The sequence below is a fragment of the Mycobacterium sp. 1482292.6 genome (assembly GCF_001672995.1).
Lineage (GTDB): Bacteria > Actinomycetota > Actinomycetes > Mycobacteriales > Mycobacteriaceae > Mycobacterium > Mycobacterium europaeum_A.
The window spans coordinates 1-21,090 of the sequence record NZ_LZKV01000160.1; the positions used below are offsets into that span (position 1 = coordinate 1).

At 67.3% G+C, this 21,090-nt stretch carries 21 protein-coding genes; 10 read left to right on the forward strand and 11 right to left on the reverse strand.

The window, feature by feature from the left end:
* Positions 1-30: 30 nt before the first annotated feature.
* The gene (gene oxc, locus A5624_RS16150) at positions 31-1,791 is read right to left on the reverse strand and encodes an oxalyl-CoA decarboxylase (RefSeq protein WP_066868104.1); all 1,761 of its coding nucleotides are present in this window, start codon (positions 1,789-1,791) and stop codon (positions 31-33) included.
* A gap of 267 nt (positions 1,792-2,058) precedes the next feature.
* Between oxc and A5624_RS16155 the strand changes: the two genes are divergently transcribed.
* A complete protein-coding gene (locus A5624_RS16155; RefSeq protein ID WP_066868107.1) occupies positions 2,059-3,654 on the forward strand; it encodes a FadD7 family fatty acid--CoA ligase in 1,596 nt (531 codons plus the stop codon).
* A 12-nt stretch (positions 3,655-3,666) separates the two neighbouring features.
* Here the strand turns inward: A5624_RS16155 and A5624_RS16160 are convergent, their stop codons facing one another.
* Complete coding sequence (locus A5624_RS16160; protein ID WP_066868111.1) at positions 3,667-5,835, reverse strand: elongation factor G-like protein EF-G2; 2,169 nt, start codon at positions 5,833-5,835, stop codon at positions 3,667-3,669.
* A gap of 141 nt (positions 5,836-5,976) precedes the next feature.
* Positions 5,977-6,402 carry a TIGR03668 family PPOX class F420-dependent oxidoreductase gene (locus A5624_RS16165; protein WP_066868113.1) on the reverse strand — a complete coding sequence of 142 codons (426 nt, stop codon included), beginning with the start codon at positions 6,400-6,402 and terminating at the stop codon, positions 5,977-5,979.
* A 175-nt stretch (positions 6,403-6,577) separates the two neighbouring features.
* On the opposite strand from A5624_RS16165, the gene A5624_RS16170 reads away from it, so the two are divergent.
* The 4 genes from A5624_RS16170 (at position 6,578) to A5624_RS16185 (ending at position 11,686) form a co-directional block, all read left to right on the forward strand.
* Complete coding sequence (locus A5624_RS16170; RefSeq protein WP_066868122.1) at positions 6,578-7,660, forward strand: S1C family serine protease; 1,083 nt, start codon at positions 6,578-6,580, stop codon at positions 7,658-7,660.
* A gap of 120 nt (positions 7,661-7,780) precedes the next feature.
* The gene (gene treS / locus A5624_RS16175) at positions 7,781-9,553 is read left to right on the forward strand and encodes a maltose alpha-D-glucosyltransferase (RefSeq protein WP_066868237.1); all 1,773 of its coding nucleotides are present in this window, start codon (positions 7,781-7,783) and stop codon (positions 9,551-9,553) included.
* A 49-nt stretch (positions 9,554-9,602) separates the two neighbouring features.
* Positions 9,603-10,952, forward strand: coding sequence for a maltokinase (locus tag A5624_RS16180; protein ID WP_066868125.1), 1,350 nt, complete (start codon positions 9,603-9,605; stop codon positions 10,950-10,952).
* A gap of 47 nt (positions 10,953-10,999) precedes the next feature.
* A complete protein-coding gene (locus tag A5624_RS16185) occupies positions 11,000-11,686 on the forward strand; it encodes a YoaK family protein (RefSeq protein ID WP_066868128.1) in 687 nt (228 codons plus the stop codon).
* A gap of 56 nt (positions 11,687-11,742) precedes the next feature.
* Here A5624_RS16185 and ag85C read toward each other — a convergent pair whose 3' ends face one another.
* The 5 genes from ag85C to A5624_RS16210 form a co-directional block, all read right to left on the reverse strand.
* The gene (ag85C, locus tag A5624_RS16190; protein WP_066868130.1) at positions 11,743-12,768 is read right to left on the reverse strand and encodes a diacylglycerol acyltransferase/mycolyltransferase Ag85C; all 1,026 of its coding nucleotides are present in this window, start codon (positions 12,766-12,768) and stop codon (positions 11,743-11,745) included.
* Positions 12,769-13,000: 232 nt separating this feature from the next.
* The gene (locus A5624_RS16195; RefSeq protein ID WP_066868134.1) at positions 13,001-13,819 is read right to left on the reverse strand and encodes an ABC transporter permease; all 819 of its coding nucleotides are present in this window, start codon (positions 13,817-13,819) and stop codon (positions 13,001-13,003) included.
* Positions 13,809-14,639, reverse strand: coding sequence for an ATP-binding cassette domain-containing protein (locus tag A5624_RS16200; protein WP_066868137.1), 831 nt, complete (start codon positions 14,637-14,639; stop codon positions 13,809-13,811). Before A5624_RS16200 ends, A5624_RS16195 begins: the two co-directional genes overlap by 11 nt.
* Entirely contained in the window at positions 14,636-15,088 is a 453-nt protein-coding gene (locus A5624_RS16205) for a MarR family winged helix-turn-helix transcriptional regulator (protein ID WP_066868139.1), read from the reverse strand. The genes A5624_RS16200 and A5624_RS16205 overlap by 4 nt, the downstream gene beginning before the upstream one ends.
* 67 nt (positions 15,089-15,155) lie before the next feature.
* On the reverse strand, positions 15,156-15,653 hold the full coding sequence (locus A5624_RS16210; RefSeq protein ID WP_066868141.1) for a metallophosphoesterase: 498 nt from the start codon (positions 15,651-15,653) through the stop codon (positions 15,156-15,158).
* A gap of 72 nt (positions 15,654-15,725) precedes the next feature.
* On the opposite strand from A5624_RS16210, the gene A5624_RS16215 reads away from it, so the two are divergent.
* Genes A5624_RS16215 through A5624_RS16225 form a run of 3 tightly spaced genes read left to right on the forward strand, consistent with a single transcriptional unit; the run spans position 15,726 to position 17,136 of the window.
* Entirely contained in the window at positions 15,726-16,040 is a 315-nt protein-coding gene (locus tag A5624_RS16215) for a metal-sensitive transcriptional regulator (protein WP_066868144.1), read from the forward strand.
* A 28-nt stretch (positions 16,041-16,068) separates the two neighbouring features.
* Positions 16,069-16,683: a hypothetical protein gene (locus A5624_RS16220; protein WP_066868146.1), complete on the forward strand. Its 615-nt coding sequence runs from the start codon at positions 16,069-16,071 to the stop codon at positions 16,681-16,683.
* A gap of 51 nt (positions 16,684-16,734) precedes the next feature.
* Positions 16,735-17,136: a DUF302 domain-containing protein gene (locus A5624_RS16225; protein ID WP_066868148.1), complete on the forward strand. Its 402-nt coding sequence runs from the start codon at positions 16,735-16,737 to the stop codon at positions 17,134-17,136.
* A 35-nt stretch (positions 17,137-17,171) separates the two neighbouring features.
* Here A5624_RS16225 and A5624_RS28645 read toward each other — a convergent pair whose 3' ends face one another.
* Entirely contained in the window at positions 17,172-17,345 is a 174-nt protein-coding gene (locus A5624_RS28645) for a hypothetical protein (RefSeq protein ID WP_197498032.1), read from the reverse strand.
* A 131-nt stretch (positions 17,346-17,476) separates the two neighbouring features.
* On the opposite strand from A5624_RS28645, the gene A5624_RS16230 reads away from it, so the two are divergent.
* Positions 17,477-17,932, forward strand: a complete 456-nt coding sequence (locus tag A5624_RS16230; protein ID WP_066868150.1) for a MaoC family dehydratase — start codon at positions 17,477-17,479, stop codon at positions 17,930-17,932.
* A 17-nt stretch (positions 17,933-17,949) separates the two neighbouring features.
* On the opposite strand, the gene A5624_RS16235 is transcribed toward A5624_RS16230, so the two are convergent.
* Entirely contained in the window at positions 17,950-19,245 is a 1,296-nt protein-coding gene (locus A5624_RS16235) for an acyl-CoA dehydrogenase family protein (RefSeq protein WP_066868152.1), read from the reverse strand.
* Positions 19,246-19,326: 81 nt separating this feature from the next.
* A complete protein-coding gene (locus A5624_RS16240) occupies positions 19,327-20,025 on the reverse strand; it encodes a GAF and ANTAR domain-containing protein (RefSeq protein ID WP_066868154.1) in 699 nt (232 codons plus the stop codon).
* A gap of 160 nt (positions 20,026-20,185) precedes the next feature.
* On the opposite strand from A5624_RS16240, the gene A5624_RS16245 reads away from it, so the two are divergent.
* Entirely contained in the window at positions 20,186-21,085 is a 900-nt protein-coding gene (locus A5624_RS16245; RefSeq protein ID WP_066868157.1) for a manganese catalase family protein, read from the forward strand.
* Positions 21,086-21,090 lie beyond the last annotated feature (5 nt).

The following is a 21,090-nucleotide window of genomic DNA, read 5'->3' on the forward strand; positions in this document are numbered from 1 at the left end:
ACGAGTTCTTCGACGCGCAGCTGTTAGGGCTTACCCGCCGGCGTTGACCGCCGCAGGCGGTGTCGCCGCGCTGGCCGGGTTCAGGTTGGCCAGATGTCCGCTCTCCACCCCCGCCGCCGGGTCGAGTTCGCAGTCGATGATCGACGGTCCCCCGGCGCCGATCGCTTCGGCCAGCGCGGCGCGCAGCTCCGACGGGGTGGTGACGTGATATCCCTTGCCGCCGAACGCTTCCGCGAGCAGCTCGTGGTGCGCCCGGGCGTTCAACACGGTCGGTGCCGGGTCGGAGCCGCGCGCGGCGGTGCCGGGTGCGGCCTCGTCGCCGCGGTAGACGCCGCCGTTGTTGAGGATGACCACGGTGACCGGCAGGCGGTACCGGCAGATGGTTTCGATCTCCATGCCGCTGAAGCCGAATGCGCTGTCGCCCTCGATCGCGACGACCGGTTTGCCGGTTTCGACGGCCGCGGCGATCGCATACCCCATCCCGATGCCCATCACGCCCCAGGTGCCCGTGTCGAGCCGGTGGCGCGGCAGCTCCATGTCGATGACATTGCGGGCCAGATCGAGCGCGTTGGCTCCTTCGTTGACGACATACACGTCCCGGTTGTCCTGCAGGACGGAGCGAATCGCGCCCAAGGCGTTGTAAAACCGCATCGGGTGCGGATCGTCGGCCAGGCGCTCGCGCATCTTGGCGTCGTTGCGGGCTCTGCGCTCGGCCAGCTCGCCGGCCCACTCCGGTGGCGCGGTGATCGGCCGGGCGGCCACGCCGTCACACAGTGCCGACAGCACCGAACCGATGTCGCCGGCCAGCGGCGCGGCGATGCGCTGGTTGCTGTCGAACTCGCAAGCGGCGATGTCCACCTGCACGAATTTGGCGTTCGCGTTCCACTGCGGCGAATCCCCATGGCCCAGCAGCCAATTCAGCCGGGCGCCGACCAGCAGGACGGCGTCGGCCCGCGCGATCGCCAGCGAGCGGGCTGCCGCGGCCGACTGCGGGTGCGAATCCGGAAGTAGGCCTTTGGCCATCGACATGGGCAGGAACGGAATGCCGGTGGTCTCGACGAACTTCCGAATCGCGTTGTCGGCCTGGGCATACGCCGCGCCTTTGCCGAGCACGATCAGCGGCCGCCGCGCTTGGGTCAGCACGTCCAGCGCACGGTCGATCGCGTCGGGCGCCGGCAGCTGGCGGGGCGCGGGGTCGACGACCCGCCAGATCGTGTCCGCCGCGGCGCCGGCGTCCATGGCCTGGCCCAGCACCTCGCCGGGGATGTCCAGGTAGACGCCGCCGGGCCGTCCCGAGACCGCGGTGCGAATGGCGCGCGCGATGCCGCGCCCGATGTCCTCGATCCGGCCGATCCGATAAGCGGCCTTGGCGAACGGCTTCGCGGCGTTGAGTTGGTCGAGGTCCTGATAATCGCCGCGCTGCAGATCCACCTGCGCTCGATTGCTGGAGCCGGAAATCTGAATCATCGGAAAGCAATTCGTGGTCGCGTTCGCCAACGCGGGCAGGCCGTTGAGGAAGCCGGGCCCGGACGTCGTGAGGCACACCCCGGGCCGGCGGGTCAGGAACCCGGCTGCGGCGGCGGCATTTCCGGCCGAGGTTTCCTGGCGGAAACCGATGTAGCGGATTCCGGACGCCTGCGCGACGCGGGCGAGGTCGGTGATCGGGATGCCGACAATGCCGTAGATGGTCTCGACGCCGTTGGCCTTCAGCGCGTCCACCACGAGGTGAAAGCCGTCGGTCAGGCGCGTCGGTTCCGGCGCCGGGATTCCAGATGCCGAAGCTGTGGACATGTGGCGACTCCTCGGATGCGTGCGGTCGGCGGGTGGGTGCGCCGGGGGCGGGTACTGCCGTAGCCATCACTGTGGCCCCAGCGCACACCGCGTGTCCAAGACGAAGGCGCTATCCGGCGATTCGCGTTGTCTATCGTGCCAGGTCAAAGCGCTGTGAGGGCGGTTCGATAGCCGGCGGTTATCGATCGTGAGCGAATCGATATTGGACGGCCGAGAAGGCCGCGCGGCAGGGTTGGCATCGGCAGCCGAAGTGGAAGGAGTGCGGCGATGACATCCGAGGCGATTGACAGCGGCGAGGGGTTGACCGAATCCGCGAGCCCCCGCCTGGCGGACCTGGTCGAGGCGGCGGCGCACCGGTCGCCGGAGGCGCGGGCGTTGGTCGTCACCGCCGACCGCATACCCATCAACTATCGAGACCTGATCGGGCTGGTCGATGATCTGGCCGCCCAACTGGAGGCCGGTGGCCTGCGGCCGGGGGATCGGGTCGCGCTGCGCGCCGGCAGCAACGCCGAGTTTGTCGTCGGGTTGCTTGGGGCGTCGCGCGCGGATCTCGTTGCGGTTCCGCTGGATCCGGCTCTGCCCCTGGCCGACCAGCGGGCCCGCAGCGAGGCGGTCGGTGCCCGGGTGGTGCTCGTCGACCAACCCGGTGACGCCGACAATGATCCGGCCGCGCCGCCGTGGTGGCCCATCGCGGTGACGGTCGGGCCGGACGGCACCGCCCCGGCGGTCAGCCTGGACGCCGCCGCGGCGCCCCGTCGCGAGGTGGCCACACCGCAGGGGTTGCGCGACGACGACGCCATGATCATGTTCACCGGCGGAACCACCGGTGTGCCCAAGATGGTTCCGTGGACCCACCACAACATCGCCGGGTCGGTGGCGGCCATCATCGCGGGGTACGGGCTGGGTCCGCGGGACGCGACGGTGGCGGTGATGCCGCTCTACCACGGGCACGGGCTGCTCGCCGCGCTGCTGGGCACGCTGGTGTCCGGGGGAGCGGTGCTGCTGCCGGTGCGCGGAAAGTTCTCCGCGCACACGTTCTGGGCGGACATCGAGGCCGTCGGCGCCACCTGGTACACCGCCGTCCCGACGATCCATCAAATCCTGTTGGAGCGCGCGCGAACCGAGCAGCCGGGCAGCACGCCCGCCCTGCGGTTCATCCGTAGTTGCAGCGCGCCGCTGACCGCCGAGACTGCCCAGGCGCTGCATGACACGTTCTCCGCGCCGGTGGTGTGCGCATTCGGGATGACCGAGTCGACCCACCAGGTGGCGACGACCGCCATCGACGGTGCTGGGCATAGCGAAAACCCCGGTGCCACACCGGGTCTCGTGGGCCGGTCGACAGGCCCGGAAATCCGGATCGTCGGGCCCGGCGGTCAGGCGCTGCCCGCGGAGGCCGTCGGCGAGGTCTGGCTGCACGGCCCCACCGTGGTGCGCGGTTACCTCGGCGACCCGTCCATCACCGTCGCCAACTTCACCGAGGGGTGGCTGCACACCGGTGACCTGGGCACCCTGTCGCCGGCCGGCGACCTTGTCATCCGCGGCCGGATCAAGGAGCTCATCAACCGCGGCGGGGAGAAGATTTCGCCGGAGCGCGTCGAGGGCGTCCTGGCCAGCCACCCCGGCGTGCTCGAGGTCGGCGTGTTCGGGGTGCCCGACAAGCTGTACGGCGAGGCGGTGGCCGCGGTGATCGTCCCCCGCGGGTCGGCCGCGCCGACGCCCGACGAACTGGCGGCGTTCTGCCGGGACCGGCTGGCGCCCTTCGAGGTGCCGGCCGAGTTCCAGCAGGCCGACGAATTGCCGCACACCGCAAAGGGTTCGCTGGACCGCCGGGCGGTGGCCGAGCGGTTCGGTCGCAAAGCCTGACGCGCAGGCGCCCTAAACGGCGGCGTTCACCCGGGCGGCCGCGGACTCCGGCATCGGTTCGTAGCGGACGAACGACCGGGTGAACGACGCCGCGCCGTGCGCCAGCGACCGCAGGTCGATGGCGTAACGGGTCAATTCCACCTGGGGCACCTCGGCTTTGACCACGGTGCGCTCGTTGCCCGCGGTGTCCGAGCCCAGCACCCGGCCGCGCCGGCTGGACAGGTCACCCATCACCGCACCGACGTAGTCGTCGGGCACCAGGACCGAAATCTCGTCGATGGGCTCGAGCAGCGCCACCTTGGTCGCCGCGGCGGCCTCCCGCAGCGCCAGCGCGCCGGCCATCTGGAACGCGAAGTCCGACGAGTCGACGCTGTGCGCTTTGCCGTCGAGCAGCGTGACGCGGATGTCGACCACCGGGTAGCCCGCGTGCACGCCCTTCTCCATCTGGGCGCGCACGCCCTTCTCCACGCTCGGAATGAACTGGCGCGGCACCGCACCGCCGACCACCTTGTCCACGAACTCGAAACCCGAACCCTCCGGCAGCGGCTCCACCTCGATGTCGCACACCGCGTACTGACCGTGCCCACCGGACTGCTTGACGTGGCGACCGTGGCCTTTCGCCTTGCCGCCGAACGTTTCTCGTAGCGGGACCCGCAGTTCCACGGTATCGACGGTGACCCCGTACCGATTGGCCAGCGCGTCGAGCACCACCCCGGCGTGTGATTCGCCCATGCACCACAGCACGATCTGGTGTGTCTCGGAGTTCTGCTCGATCCGCAGCGTCGGATCCTCGGCGGCCAGCCGCCCCAGCCCCACCGACAGCTTGTCCTCGTCGGTTTTGGCGTGCGCGGCGATGGCGACCGGCAACAGGGGCTCGGGCATGGTCCAGGGCTTCAAGACCAACGGCTCGGACTTGTCCGAGAGCGTGTCACCCGTTTCGGCGCGGCTCAGCTTCCCGATCGCGCAGATGTCGCCCGCGACCACCGTCGCCGCCGGGCGCTGCTGCTTGCCCAACGGGAAGGACAGCACCCCGACGCGCTCGTCCTCGTCGTGGTCGGGGTGCACATGGCCCTGAGAATTGGAGCCGTTGCTGGCACCGAAGAACGACGCAAAATGGCCCGACACATGGACCGTCGTGTCGGGCCTGATGGTGCCGGAGAACACCCGGACCAGGCTGACCCTGCCCACGTACGGGTCCGACGTCGTCTTCACCACCTCCGCGAGCAGCGGCCCGTCCGCGTCACACGTCAGGGTGGCGTGCGGCGCACCGACCGGCGTGAAGACCTCCGGCAGTGGGTGTTCCCTCGGAGACGGGAAGCCGCGCGTGGCGACCTCCAGCAATTCCAGGGTGCCGACGCCGCTGCCGCTGCAGACCGGGATCACCGGAAAGAACGAGGCCCGGGCGACGGCCCGCTCCAGATCCGCGATGAGCACGGATTCGTCGATGGCCTCGCCCCCGAGATAGCGCTCCATCAGCGACTCGTCCTCGGACTCCTCGATGATTCCTTCGATCAGGGCGCCGCGCGCTTCCTCGATGTGCTCGGCGTCGGAGGGATTGGGTGACCGCACGGTGCGTGTGCCGCCGCTGTATTCGTAGCGCTGCTGCGACAGCAGTCCGATCAGGCCGCTGCAGTTGGGCAGGTCGGTGGGCAGGTAGAGCGGTAATACCTTGTCGCCGAACGCATTCTGTGCGGCGGCCAAGGCCTCGGCGTAATTCGCGCGGGTGTGGTCGAGCTTGGTGATCACCACGGCGCGGGGCATGCCGACCTGGTTGCATTCCTGCCATAGCGATTTGGTGGGCTCGTCGACGTCCTCGTTGGCCGCGATCACAAACAGCGCGCAGTCGGCGGCCCGCAGCCCGGCCCGCAACTCGCCGACGAAGTCGGCGTATCCGGGTGTGTCGACCAGATTGACCTTGACACCGTCGTGCGACAGGGACGCCACGGCCACGCCCACCGACCGTTGCTGGCGGATCTCGGCGTCGTCGTAATCGCAGACCGTGCTGCCGTCGGCGACCGAGCCGCTTCGGGTCAACACACCGGCGGCGACCAACAAGGCTTCTACGAGAGTGGTTTTGCCGCCGCCCGACGGGCCCACCAGCACCACGTTGCGGATCTCGTCCGGACCGGTCGCGGTGGGGGCGTTCCCCGCGCCTTGGGAAGTAGTTGTCCTGTCGGCCATGACTTTCCTCCAGGTTGCCCGGGCGCACCGTTGCTGACCTCGCTAGCACCTAACTAGCTACCATTCACCCAACTTCGGTAGACCACAAGACCGTCGGGCCAGATCGAGTGGCCCACGCGCCGCGGCCGGCCGAGCCGCCGGTTAGTAGTGCCAGCCCGACCAACGCTGCACCGCCACCACGATCACCGGGCCGTCCAGCGAAACCGATTGGTACTGGGGATATTTCGCGCGCAGCAGTTGGTATCCGAGGTCGGCGTCGTCCCCACCGGTGTGGATCGTGGCGACGCCGTCGGCGCGCACCCACCACAGCTGGGTCCAGTCGTCGGCGTAGTGATCGACCAGCAGGCTCACGCGGGGATTGCTGTCGATGTTGGCCAGGCGGCGCAGCCGCCTTGTCGTTTTCGGTTTCGCGTCGACGGCCGTGTACACCACGTCGGATCCGTCCCGGGCATCGGTGGCGACCGCGAAGACCACCGGCACCACGTGCGGTTGGCCGCCGGGCCCGACCGTGGCCAGCCGGGCCACCGGGGACCCGGCGAAACCGGTTTTGGGGTCGAATCCGCCCACCGGGTCAGCCTAGGACCTGGGGTTAACGACGGCGCGGGTGCCGATGAGGCCGATCACAACCTGACACATGCCATCCATAGCTACCTGCATTACGGTTATATACACACAAATGTGCCGCCAAGAGCTTGAGGCCGGGACAGTTTGTTCTCTACCGCAAAGCAGGAGGGTGACACCGATGAGCAAATCGCACCGCCGCGCGGTCCGGTGGTCATGGTTGGTCAGCGTGCTGACCGTGGTCGGACTGGGCCTCGGCTGGGGATCCGGTGTGGGCCTTGCGCCGGCGTCGGCGTCACCATCGAACCTGGCGCTGGATCGGTTCACCGATCGCCCCCAGGCGCCGCTGGATCCGTCGGCGATGGTTGGTCAGGTCGGGCCGCAGGTGGTCAACATCGACACCAAGTTCGGCTACAACAACGCGGTGGGCGCCGGAACCGGCATCGTGATCGACCCCAACGGCGTCGTGCTCACCAACAACCACGTGATCTCCGGTGCCACCGACATCAGCGCATTCGACGTCGGCAACGGGCAGACCTACGCCGTCGACGTGATCGGCTATGACCGCACCCAGGACATCGCGGTGCTGCAACTTCGCGGCGCGTCCGGCCTGCCCACCGCCGCGATCGGCGGCGAGGCCACGGTCGGAGAGCCCGTCGTCGCGCTCGGAAACGTCAACGGCCAGGGCGGTACCCCCAACGCGGTGACCGGCAAGGTCGTCGCCCTGAACCAGAGCGTCTCGGCGACGGACACCCTGACCGGCGCGCAGGAGAGCCTGGGCGGCCTGATCCAGGCGGACGCCCCGATCAAGCCGGGTGACTCCGGCGGGCCGTTGGTGAACAACGCCGGGCAGGTGATCGGCGTCGACACCGCCGCCACCGACAGCTACAAGATGTCCGGCGGGCAGGGCTTCGCCATTCCCATCGGGCGCGCGATGGGCGTCGCCGGGCAGATCCGCTCCGGCGCCGGCTCGAACACGGTTCACATCGGCCCCACGGCGTTCCTCGGGCTGGGTGTGATGGACAACAACGGCAACGGCGCGCGGGTGCAGCGGGTGGTCGGTGCCGGTCCCGCCGGGGCCGCCGGCATCGCGCCCGGCGACGTCATCACCGGCGTCGACAACGTCGCGATCACCGGGGCGACGTCCATGACCGAGGTGCTCGTTCCGCATCACCCCGGCGACACCATCGCTGTGCACTACCGGTCCAACGACGGCGGTGAGCGTACGGCGAACATCACACTGGCGGAGGGTCCGCCGGCCTGACATCCACGCCGGCGAGACCCGGCGGTGGCCAATTCGTTTGTCACCGGGCGTGTTTCGTCACAAGCGTGTGGGCGTGATTCCGAAAGTCGCGCCTAGGGTACCCGTGGCATCGTGGATTTGATGAACGACGCAAGAGAAGCTGTCGAGCACCATCCCGAGGGGGGCAGCCACGTCCAGGACGGCGTAGTCGAGCACCCCGACGCCGAGGACTTCAACAACGCCGCCGCGCTGCCCACCGACCCCACGTGGTTCAAGCACGCCGTGTTCTACGAGGTGCTGGTGCGGGCCTTCCTGGACGCCAATGCGGACGGGTCGGGCGACCTGCGCGGGCTGCTGCAGCGACTGGACTACCTGCAGTGGCTGGGCATCGACTGCATCTGGCTGCCGCCCTTCTACGACTCACCCCTGCGCGACGGCGGCTACGACATCCGGGACTTCTACAAGGTGCTGCCCGAGTTCGGGACGGTCGAGGATTTCGTCGCGCTGCTCAACGCCGCGCACGAACGGGGGATCCGGGTCATCACCGACCTGGTGATGAACCACACCTCCGATTCGCACCCCTGGTTCCAGGAGTCGCGGCACGACCCCGATGGCCCGTACGGCGACTTCTACGTGTGGAGCGACACCAGCGAGCGCTACACCGACGCCCGGATCATCTTCATCGACACCGAAGAGTCGAACTGGACGTTCGACCCGGTGCGCAAGCAGTTCTACTGGCACCGGTTCTTCTCGCACCAGCCCGACCTGAACTATGACAACCCGGCCGTGCAGGAAGCGATGATCGACGTGCTGCGCTTCTGGCTCGAGCTGGGCATCGACGGGTTCCGGCTGGACGCGGTGCCCTACCTGTTCGAACGCGAGGGCACCAACTGCGAGAACCTGCCCGAGACGCACGCCTTCCTCAAGCGGGTGCGCAAGGTCATCGACGACGAATTCCCGGGCCGGGTGCTGCTGGCCGAGGCCAACCAGTGGCCGGCCGACGTCGTCGAGTACTTCGGCGACGCCACCACCGGCGGCGACGAGTGCCACATGGCGTTCCACTTCCCGCTGATGCCGCGCATCTTCATGGCTGTGCGCCGCGAATCCCGCTTTCCGATTTCGGAGATCCTGGCCCAGACGCCCGAGATCCCCGACATGGCGCAGTGGGGAATCTTCCTGCGCAACCACGACGAGTTGACGCTGGAAATGGTCACCGATGAAGAGCGTGACTACATGTACTCCGAGTACGCCAAGGATCCGCGGATGAAGGCGAACGTCGGCATCCGCCGCCGGCTGGCGCCGCTGCTGGACAACGACCGCAATCAGATCGAGCTGTTCACCGCGCTGCTGCTGTCGCTGCCCGGCTCGCCGGTCCTCTACTACGGCGACGAGATCGGCATGGGTGACGTCATCTGGCTGGGTGACCGCGACGGCGTGCGCACACCGATGCAGTGGACGCCGGACCGCAACGCGGGCTTTTCCAAGGCGAACCCCGGCCGGCTCTATCTGCCGCCCAGCCAGGACTCCGTCTACGGCTATCAGGCGGTCAACGTCGAGGCCCAACGCGACACCAGTACCTCGCTGCTCAACTTCACCCGGACGATGCTGGCGGTGCGGCGCCGCCACGAGGCCTTCGCGATCGGCAGCTTCGAAGAACTGGGCGGCTCGAACCCGTCGGTGCTGGCGTTCGTGCGGCAGGTGTCCGAGGACGGCGACACCGTGCTGTGCGTCAACAACCTGTCGCGGTTCCCCCAGCCGATCGAACTGAATCTGCAGCATTGGAGCGGGTGCACACCGGTGGAGCTGACCGGACACGTCGAGTTCCCGCGCATCGGCCACCTGCCCTACCTGCTCACCCTGCCGGGACACGGCTTCTACTGGTTCCAGCTGACCGGATGCGAGGAGGACGCATGACGACCCCCGCGACGAGGCAGACTGGTGCTCATGAGGAGGAGTGGCGCAAATGACTCAGCCAGCCAAGCTGCCCTGGTCTGAGTGGCTTCCGCAACAACGTTGGTACGCCGGGCGTAACCGAGAACTGACGCGCGCCGAATCCAGCGTGGTCGTCCCGCTCGACGACGACCTCGACCTGGTCCTCGTCGACGCCGACTACGCCGACGGTTCCCGCCACCGGTACCAGGTGATCGTGCGATGGGATGCCGGACCGGTCTCCGAGTACAGCACCGTCGCCACCATCGGCTCCGCTGACGGCCGGACCGGGTTCGACGCGATGTACGACGCCGAGGCGCCGCGGTTCCTGCTCTCTTTGATCGACTCGTCGGCCGTGCGCAACGCGACGGGCACCGAGGTGAGTTTCGCCAAAGAGCCGGGCGTCGAGCTTCCGCTGGAGGCGATGGCGCATGTCTCGGACGCCGAGCAGTCCAACACCAGCGTCATCTTCGACCGCGACGCGATCTTCAAGGTGTTCCGGCGCGTCAGCAGCGGCATCAACCCCGACATCGAGCTGAACCGCGTGCTCGGCCGGGCCGGCAACCCGCACGTCGCGCGGTTGCTGGGCACCTACGAGATGACCGGTTCCGAGGGCAGCGCCGACGAGGCGTGGCCGTTGGGCATGGTGACCGAGTTCGCCGCCAACTCCGCGGAGGGCTGGGCGATGGCCACCGCGAGCGTCCGTGACCTGTTCGCCGAGGGCGACCTGTATGCGTACGAGGTCGGCGGCGACTTCGCCGGCGAGTCCTACCGGCTCGGCGAAGCCGTGGCGTCCGTGCACGCCACCCTGGCCGAGACGCTTGGAACCTCGCAGGCCGTGTTCCCGGTGGACAACGTGCTGGCGCGGCTGTCGGCGACCGCGGCCCTGGTGCCCGAGCTCGAGGAGCACGCGACGACGATCGAAGAGCGCTTCCAGAAGCTGATCACCGAGACGATCACCGTGCAGCGCGTCCACGGCGATCTGCACCTGGGCCAGGTGCTGCGCACGCCGGAGCGCTGGCTGCTCATCGATTTCGAGGGCGAGCCGGGACAGCCGCTCGAGGAACGCCGAGCGCCGGATTCACCGCTGCGTGACGTGGCCGGGGTGCTGCGCTCGTTCGAGTACGCCGCGTACGGACCATTGGTCGACCAAGCCGACGACAAGCAGTTGGCGGCCCGGGCCCGCGAGTGGGTCGAACGCAACCGCACCGCGTTCTGCGACGGCTATGCGGCCGCCTCCGGGACAGACCCGCGCGATTCGGCGCAGCTGCTGGCCGCCTACGAGCTCGACAAGGCCGTCTACGAGGCCGGTTACGAAGCGCGGCACCGGCCGGGCTGGCTGCCGATTCCGTTGCGCTCCATCGCTCGTCTCACCGCCCACTAGCGTTCGCGTGCGCTGCGCGTGCCGCGGCTGTCTGACAGCATGTGCGTGTGCCGAACGAGATCAACAACAGTGAGTCGCGGTTGTCGTGGGTGCTGGCGGTGCTGGCCGGGATTTTGGGGGCGACCGCCTATACGCATTCCGCCGGATACTTTGTGACCTTCATGACAGGCAACGCCCAGCGGGCGGCGCTGGGGTACTTCCGCGGGGACGTGGTGCTGTCGATCTCCGCGGGGGTGTTGATCCTGTGCTTCGTCGCCGGCGTGATCATCGCGTCGGTCTGCCGGCGCCATTTCTGGGTGGCGCACCCGCACGGGCCGACGGTGCTGACGACGTTCAGCCTGGCGGCGGCCACCGTGGCCGACGTCATCGACGAGGGCTGGACCGAAAACCTGCTCGATTTCGCGCCGATCATGTTGGTGGCGTTCGGGATCGGGGCTTTGAACACGTCCTTCGTCAAGGACGGTGAGGTGTCGGTCCCGCTGAGCTACGTGACCGGCACGCTGGTGAAGATGGGCCAGGGCATCGAACGCCACCTCGCGGGTGGGTCGGCGGCCGACTGGCTGGGCTACTTTCTGCTGTTCGCCAGCCTGGTGCTGGGCGCCGCAGTGGGTGGCTTCATCAGCCTGTTCGTCAACGGGACGTGGATGCTGGTGGTGGCCACCGTCGTGTGCGCGCTGACCACCGGCTACACGTACTTCCACTCCGATCGCCGGGCCCTGCTCAAGGAGGCGTGAGAAAAGCATCGGCAGTAGCGCTGACCGGTGCGCTACTGCCGATGCTGGCCTTGGCCTCAGGCCGCGGGAGGGTTAGCGGTAGGGGCGCTAGCCGGCGCGGCGTTGACCGTGTTGAGGGTTTGCAGGATGTCGGGCTTCATCGCGACCAACTGCTGGTTCCAGTAGGGCCACGAGTGCGTCCCGTTGGCGGGGAAGTTGAACACCCCGTTGCGTCCGCCGGCGGCCACGTAGTTGTTCTGGAACTGCTCGTTGGTGCGCAGCGTCATGCCCTCCAGGAACTTGGCCGGCATGTTGTCGCCGCCGAGGTCGCTGGGGGTGCCGTTACCGCAGTAGACCCAGATGCGGGTGTTGTTGGCGACCAGTCGCGGAATCTGGACCATCGGGTCGTTGCGCTTCCACGCCGGGTCGCTGGACGGCCCCCACATGCTGTTGGCGTTGTAGCCGCCCGCGTCGTTCATCGCCAGCCCGATCAGGGTGGGCCACCAGCCCTCGGACGGGTTGAGGAAGCCCGACAACGCGGCGGCGTACGGGAACTGCTGCGGGTAGTAGGCCGCCAGGATCAGCGCGGAGCCGCCCGACATGGACAGCCCGACGGCGGCGTTGCCGGCCGGGGAGACCTGCTTGTTGGCCTGCATCCACAGCGGCATCTCCTGGGTCAGGAAGGTCTCCCACTTGTAGGTGTAGTTCTGTCCGTTACCCGAGGACGGCTGGTACCAGTTGCTGTAGAAGCTGGACTGGCCGCCGACCGGCATGATGACCGACAGGCCGGACTGGTAGAACTCCTCGAAAGCCGGGGTGTTGATGTCCCAGCCGTTGTAATCGTCCTGCGCGCGCAGGCCGTCGAGCAGGTACACGGCGTGCGATCCGCCGCCCTGGAACTGGACCTTGATGTTGCGGCCCATCGACGGCGAGGGCACCTCGAGGTATTCCACCGGAAGGCCGGGCTTGGAGAAGGCCCCCGCGACGGGGGAGCCGCCGGAGGCAACGGCGAGACCGGACAGCAGGGAGGCCCCCATGGCCGCGATCGCCAGTCGGCGCGGCATGGTAGCCGCTGCGCCACGCAACTTTTCGAAGAACGACATAGCTCTCTACCCATCCCAACTTTCATCTGCCGCATGGTGCGGTCGAATCTGTTCTCGGGGAGTCAAACACAGCGGGACGGGTGAATTCGTTTGTCGCGGCCGGGATGTCAGATCGCGGTTGGCTAACGATTGGGCCTCGCACAGAAATCGTCACGATCGGGTCACGATCGGCTCTCGAAACCGTGCACCTGCCTTGCGATGCGCTGGCGCATGCGCTATCGCCGGCGCCGGATCATGCCACCAAGCGACGCAAAAGTGTTGAGGCCGTGACGATTCCGAGCACCGCGGCCACCACCAGCACCGCGATGTCCGCGGGGTTGTATGGGGTGCCGATCAACAACGCGCGCAGCGCGTTCACCTCGTAACTGAGGGGATTGACCTTGCTCAGCACGTGCAGCCACGCGGGCATCACGTCGACCGGGTACAGGGCGTTGGATGCGAAGAACAACGGCATCGTGATCGCTTGCCCGATTCCCATCAGGCGGTCGCGACTGCGCACCAAGCCGGCCAGTGTCATGGACAGACAGGCGAAGAAGGCGGCGCCGAGCATGACGATGGCCATCGCCGCCACGATCCGCAACGGATTGACCGTCAGGCCGACACCCATCGCGTACGCCAGCGCCAGCACGCCGACCACCTGGGCCACCGACCGGACCCCGGCCGCAAACGCTTTGCCGGTGATCAGCGCCGAAGCCGGCGCCGGTGTCACCATGAGCTTGGCCAGCACACCGGCGTCTCGGTCCCAAATGATCTGTATCCCATAGAAAATGGAGATGAACAGCGCTGACTGGGCGATGATCCCCGGCGCCAGGAACGCCAGATATGACACCGATCCGGTGGGGATGACATGCAAGTGGCTGAACGTGGTCCCGAAGATCAACAGCCACAGGGCGGGCTGCACCATCCGGGTGACCAGTTCGGTCCGGTCGTGCTGCAACTTCTGCAGTTCGACGATCGCGAACGCCCCGATGCGGCTGGCCAAGGCGCCGGCTCGTTGCCAGCCGTGGGGCGCGCGAAGCAGTGTCGAGCCGGCGGCGCTATCAACCGACACGGCGAGCCACCTTTCTGCTGGAACGGATTTCGCGAATGGACCCGTTGGCTTCCGCGGGATCCGCGTCATCGGCCAGACCCGATGCCGCGTAGTGGCGGAACACATCCTCGAGCGTGGCGTTCGCAGACACCTTGGCCTTCAACCTGTCGGGTGTGCCGACCGCCCGCAGTTGACCGCGGTGCATCAGCGCGACCCGGTCGCACAGCGCGTCGGCTTCCTCCATGTAGTGCGTGGTAAGCAGCACGGTCATGCCGAACTGGGCCTGCATCTTTTGCACCTGTGCCCACACGCCGTCACGCGCGATGGGATCCAGCCCGACGGTCGGCTCGTCGAGCACCAGCAGCGACGGGCGGTTGACCAGCGCCTGCGCCACCTCGAGGCGGCGGACCATGCCACCGGAATAGGACGACGCCAGCCGGTCGGCCACGTCGATGAGATCCATGGCGACCAGCGCCTGATCGACGCGGTCGGCGCGCTCGGCGCGGGGCACCCCGTACAGCCGCGCGAACCACTGCACGTTTTGCCTGCCGGTCAGTGCGGGCTCAATCGAAAGCTGTTGGGGCACATAGCCGATATTGCTTCGAATGTCGGTGGTCTGGCGGCGGGCGTCCATCCCGAAGATGCGCAGTTCGCCATGCTGCACCGGGGTCAACGTGGTCAGCATCCGGACCATGGTCGTCTTGCCGGCGCCGTTGGGCCCCAGCAGGCCCATGGTTTCACCGGGCCGCACCTGCAGGGTCACGTCATCGACGGCGGTGAACTGACCGTACCGGTAGGTCACATTTCTGGCGTCGACCGCCATCGGCAGCGATACGCTCATGATCGCCGCTCACTCATTTTTCGGGTCATCGTGTCGAGGACCTCCAATCCCTTTGTCAAAGCCTCGATTTGGTCGTCGTCAAGCTCGTCGATCACCTCGGACAGCAACGCCCGCCGGGTGGCGCGGGATGCGTCGACGACCTGCTGGGCGGGCTCGGCCAGCCGCAGTTGGCACACCCGGCGATCGCTGTCGCCGGCAGTCCGCAGCAGCAGCCCGGCGGACACCAACTTGGTGACCAGGGTCGACGCGGTGTTGGGCACCAGGCCCAACTCGGCGGCCGCGGCGCTGACCGAGATCCCCGGCCGACGGCCGACCAGCCACAACAGCTCCGTCTGCGACTCGGACAACCGCGCCGAATCGAACCCGCGACCCGCCGACCGCCGGAGTTGCCGGCGAAACCTGCCGACGACGCCGAACAAGTCGCCGGCCACATCTGTGCGTGAGTTCATCTGCGCCCATAATACCTCTGTAGCCGAGCTATCTATGTGGGGAAGCTGTGCGTGGGTTATGTACCCGCTACCGGGGCAGGCGATGCAGCGCGACCTCGGTCAGCTCGCCGTCCGCGGCGCGCGCCGTCATATAGGTGCAGAAGGGTTGGCGGCGGCGGTCCGTCGGTGACCCGGGATTGAGCAGCCGTAAGCCGTTGTCGGTGGTGGTGTCCCACGGGATGTGGCTGTGCCCGAAGACCAGCACGTGGGTGTCGGGATAGAGCCGCGCCATCCGCGTGTCGCGTCCGGTCGCGGCGCCGGTCTCGTGCACGACCGTCAGCCGGACCCCGGCCAGCGTCACGTCGGCCCGTTCCGGCAGTCGCGCCCGCAGCGCCGCGCCGTCGTTGTTGCCCCAGCACCCCACCAGCCTGGCCGCCCGGGCCTCTAGCTCATCGAGGAATTCGGGTGCTATCCAGTCGCCCGCGTGCACGACGACGTCGGCCGCGGCCACCTCATCCCAGACCTGGGCCGGCAGGTCGCGGGCGCGTTTGGGAATGTGGGTATCGGCAATCAGCAGCAGCCTCACAAACCCATCTTGCGCTAAGCGGGATCAATAGCCAGGCGGCTCGCAGCTATACCCTACGGGGTATGGTATAAAGTGGGCATGGCGATCGAAGGTAATGGCAGCTCACCCCGCACGAAAGCCGGTGCGGGGCGGGACCCCGGTGATATCGATGCCGTGCTCACCCGGTTACGCCGGGCGCACGGTCAGCTCGGGGGGGTCATCTCAATGATCGAGCAGGGCCGTGGGTGCAAAGACGTCGTCACCCAGCTGGCTGCGGTGTCAAAGGCCTTGGACCGCGCGGGTTTCAAGATCATCGCCTCGGGCCTGCGCGACTGCATCACGCGAGGGCACGATCAGCCGGCCGTGTCGATCGACGAATTGGAGAAGCTGTTCCTGAGCCTGGCGTGATTGCCTAGCGCGACGAAAAGGAGGGAAAATGTCTGCCGTCCAACGTAATTCGACCAAACCGGCTGCGACGCTGTGGCTGGACCCGGTATGTCCGTACACGTGGAACACCGCGCGCTGGCTGCGTGCCGTCGCCGAGAAGACCGGGCTGGCCACCGATTGGCGGCTGATGAACCTGGCCGTCCTCAACGAGGGAAGCGAACTGTCGCCCGCGCACCAGGCCCGGATGCGTGACTCCCGGCAGGTCGGGCGGCTGATGGCCGCGATCGTCCGCGACCACGGCAGCGCGGGTTGGACCGCCGCGTATTTCGCCTTCGGTGAGCGGTACTTCGAGCAATCGCAGCCTCTCACCGACTCGCTGGTCGCGGAGGTGCTGGATGCGGCGGGCGTTCGTGACATCACCCCCGCCGCCACCTCGGACGCAACACTGGACGACATTGTCAGGCGAGCACACCAGGACGGACAGGACGCGCTCGGCGAAACCGGCGGCAGCCCGATCCTGCGTATCGGCGAACACACCTTCTTCGGGCCCGTCCTGACGGCCCTGCCCGACGCCGACGCCGCCCTCGCCCTGTTCGACGCGGTGGCCGCCCTGGCCGCAATTCCCCAGTTCACTCAGCTGCAGCGGCCCCGCACCGCGGCCTAGGCGGGATCGCCGCGCATTTCTGGCTAGTGCCACGCCAAAACAGGAGGACAAATGACATCAGGATTGAGCACCACACTGCACACCTCGTTCGAGGACGCGGTGGATCGGACGACGAAAGCCCTGGCCGACCAGGGTTTCGGCGTACTGACCACCATCGACGTGCAGGCCACGCTGAAGCAAAAGCTCGGCGAGGACATGGAGAACTATTTGATCCTGGGGGCCTGCAACCCGGTGCTGGCGCATCGCGCGCTGGACATCCACCGCGAGATCGGCCAGTTGCTGCCGTGCAACGTGGTGGTGCGGTCCGATCCCGCCGGCGATGCGGATGCGGTTCTGGTCGAGGCGATGGATCCTCAGCTGATGGTCAAAGTGACGGCCGAGCCTGGCGCTCTGCAAGACGTGGCGGACCAGGCCACCGCCAAGCTGCAGGCCGCGATCGGCGCACTCGGGTAGCTTTCGGCGCAGCCCTACCGCCCTCGCGGATGGCGCTAGCCGTCTTGACTGCGGGCTTCGGCGCCCGACTCACCGGCGTCGAAGGAATCGTCGGAGCCCGCCGCGCCCACGTACGAGCCGTCTTCCTCACCCGCGGCGGCGCGGGACTGAGTCTGGTGGTTCTCAGCGTCCACGTCTTCCTCGGTCTTGTGGCCCTTGTGATCTGGCATGGTGGCTTCCTTTTCTGGAGAGGTGGCGTTCCGCGTGGGGTTCCCTCGACAGCTCATCCGAAACGGTGACCTCCGGCGATGACGTGGCGCTCCGGCGCTATTGTTGGCAGCCGAAACCAAGGAGAACTCGAATGCGCACCTTCGAATCAGTTACCGAGCTTGCCGCCGCCGCGGGCGAAGCTCTCGGGCACAGCGACTGGGTCACGATCACCCAGGAAGACGTCAACCTGTTCGCCGATGCGACCGGTGACCACCAGTGGATTCACGTCGACCCGGAACGGGCCGCGTCGGGCCCGTTCGGCACGACCATCGCCCACGGTTTCATGACCTTGGCGCTGCTGCCCCGGCTGCAGCATCAGATCTACACAGTCAACGGCATCAAGCTGGCAATCAACTACGGCCTCAACAAGGTTCGTTTCCCCGCACCGGTTCCGGTCGGCTCCCGGGTACGCGCGCAGAGTTCGTTGGTCAGCGTCGACGACGTCGGTAACGGCGCAGTGCAGGCGACCATCTCGACCACCGTCGAGATCGAGGGATCGGCCAAGCCGGCGTGCGTGGCCGAAAGCGTCGTCCGTTTCGTCGCCTGAGGTCGCGGCGCGCGTAGCTAGAACTCGGCGACGGCGTGTTCGAGCCGCTCGGCCAGTCGCGCCTGCGCTTCGGCGCGCCGGGTCGGTATGTGAGCCGACGGGAAAGGCGTTGTCACCGGCTCGTATTCGCGCAGGGTCCGGCGGGCGACAGTCATCTTGTGCAACTCGGTGGCACCGTCGGCGATACCCAGCGACTCGGCGGCCACCAGCATCTTGACGAACGGCATCTCGTCGGAGACGCCGAGCGCGCCGTGTAGGTGCAGCGCCCGCTGCGCGACATCGTGCAGCACCTGGGGCATCGCCACTTTCACCGCCGCGATGTCGCGCCGCACCTTCTGGTAGTCGTGGTGCTTGTCGATCAACCACGCGGTGCGCAGCACCAGCAGGCGGAACTGCTCGATCTGGATCCAGCTGTCGGCGATCTTCTCCTGGGTCATCTGGAAATCGGACAGCCGGCCGTGCCGGGTCTTGCGGGACACCGCGCGCTCGCACATCATGTCAAAGGCGCTGCGGGCCAACGCAATTGTGCGCATGGCGTGGTGAATCCGGCCGCCCCCGAGCCGGGTCTGCGCGATCATGAACGCCTGTCCCTCGCCACCCAGCACATGGTCGGCGGGTACCCGGACGTCGTTGTAGCGGACGTAGCCGTGGGTGGCGCGCTTTGACGACTCCGCTCCGACGCCGACGTTGCGCACGATCTCGATGCCGGGCGTTTCGGCCGGAACGATGAACAGTGACATCTTGTCGTAGGTGCGGGCCTCGGAATTCGTCACCGCCATGACGATGAAGAACGACGCGTGTTTGGCGTTGGTGGAGAACCACTTCTCCCCATTGATCACCCAGTAGTCGCCGTCTCGGGTTGCGGCGGTGACGAATTGCCCTGGGTCAGAACCGCCTTGCGGTTCGGTCATCGAATAACAGGAGGTGATTTCGCCGTCCAGCAGCGGCTGCAGGTAGCGCGCCTTCTGCTCGTCGGTGCCGAACAGGGCGAGGATCTCGGCATTACCGGAATCCGGTGCCTGACAGCCGAACACCGACGGGGCCCACCGCGAGCGGCCCAGGATCTCGTTGAGCAGCGCCAGCTTGACCTGACCGAAGCCTTGGCCGCCCAACTCCGGGCGCAGGTGCGCGGCCCACAACCCCTGGTCCTTCACCTGCTGCTGCAACGGCCGCAGGATGGCCATCATCTCGGCGTTCTGCTTGTCGTACGGGTCGAGCGCGACCAGATCGAGCGGTTCGAGCTCTTCGGCCATGAATTTTTCGACCCAGTCCAGCTTTGCCTGGTACTCGGGGTCTGTTTCGAAGTCCCACACCGTGGTCAACCAATCCCCGGCGCAACGCCGCGCCGGACTCGTTGATGAAGCCACCCCATCCTAGAGCGGGGCGGCGGAGGTTCAGTCGGCGCTGCGGGTGTCGATCACGCGCTGGGCGACGTCGATGAGCTTGGTCTGGCTTTCCTGGGAAAGCCGGCGCAGCAATTCGAAGGCGCGCACGTCATCGACGCCGTAGCGCTCCATGATGATGCCCTTGGCCTGGCCGATGCGGTCCCGCGTGGACAGGGCCGATTGCATCTGCTGTCCGTGCCGCCCGGCCATGATCGCCGAGGCGGCATGCGCGGCGAACACCGTGCCGATGGTTTCGGCTTCGGTGTCCCACACACCGGGCCGGAAACTGAACAGGTTGAGCGCGCCGGCGGTGCGGTCGGCGGTGTAGAGCTTGAACGAGAGGCTGCTGAGGATGCCATGCTCGACGGCGGCCGGTGCGTATTTCGGCCAGCGAGGCTCGTTGCGGAGATCGTCCGTGCGCACGATCGTCTGCTTCAGCGCGGCGTCGTGGCAGGGGCCCTCATTGAAGTCGTGCTGCAGCTTGTCGAGTTTGGCGACCAGGCTGTCGGTGTCGGCGAGCGATTCGAAATCATCGCCCCCTTTGACCAGCAACACCCCGGCGAGGTCCGCCGCCGGTATCAGTTCCACCGCCGCGGTGGTCACGTCGGCGAGAACCCGGTTGAGCGAACGCGGCACCGCGATCTCCCGGGATAGCTCCGCCATGCGCGTAGCCAGCTCGTGCCGAGCGGCCGCGTCCAAAGGCTCCATGGAACCGGATTCTCCACGATGTCCCACGATGCGTCACCCCCGCGGTCGTCTGAGGTGCCCGAGCGCTGGCCACCGAGGGAGTTGCTGTCGTCCGAGTTTGGGGCAAAACGCCCCGGGTACCCGGCGTCGACAACCCGATCTCAACCCCCAGGGAGCCCCAGTGTTTGTGCACAACAAAGATCTTCAATTCGAGGTTCGCGTCGACCGACCCGACCCTCGCTTCGCGTCGCTGCTGATGGACCAGTTCGGCGGAGCCAACGGTGAACTCACCGCCGCGCTGCAGTACTTCACCCAGGCATTCGTGCTGCGGCAGAAGAACCCGAAAATGTATGACCTGTTCATGGATATTGCGACCGAGGAGCTCAGCCACCTCGAGATGGTCGGATCGATGATCACGATGTTGCTCGACGGGCTCAACGACAACCTGAAGATCGCCAATGAGAAATGCGACTGGATGCCGGCGGTGGCGGCCAACGGCGGCGGCCGCGACGGCCTGATCCACTCGGTGGCGGTCAACCCGCTGTTCCTGGTGCTCAGTGGCGGTGGGCCGGACGTCAAGGACTCCGGAGGAAACAACTGGACCGGCGCCTACATCGACGCCAACGGTGATCCCACCGTGGACCTGCGCAACAACGTCGCGGCGGAATCGCGCGCCAAGGTCGTCTACGAATATCTCAAGCAGTTCACCGACGACCCCGGCGTGCAGGACACCCTGACGTTCCTCATGACGCGCGAGGTGGCGCACTATCAGCAGTTCACCGCAGCGCTCAACGAGCTCCCGGTGAACTTCCCGCCGGGACAGCTGCCGGGCGACCCGCGCTTCCAGAACGTGGCGTTCAACATGTCCAACGGCGGTGGCGAGTCCATTCGCGGCCCGTGGAACCAAGGACAGGGTCCCTGGCCCGAGGGCACGGAATGGGAGTACGTCGAAAAGCCCGAGGAACAGTGGCTTGGCGGCACCACTCGCAAGAACACCGGCGCCAAGGAGAACCCGCAGGGTTCGCCGGCGGTCAACGCCGAGAAGCCCTTCACCCACGAACAGCACGTTCCCACCGGCTAATTGGA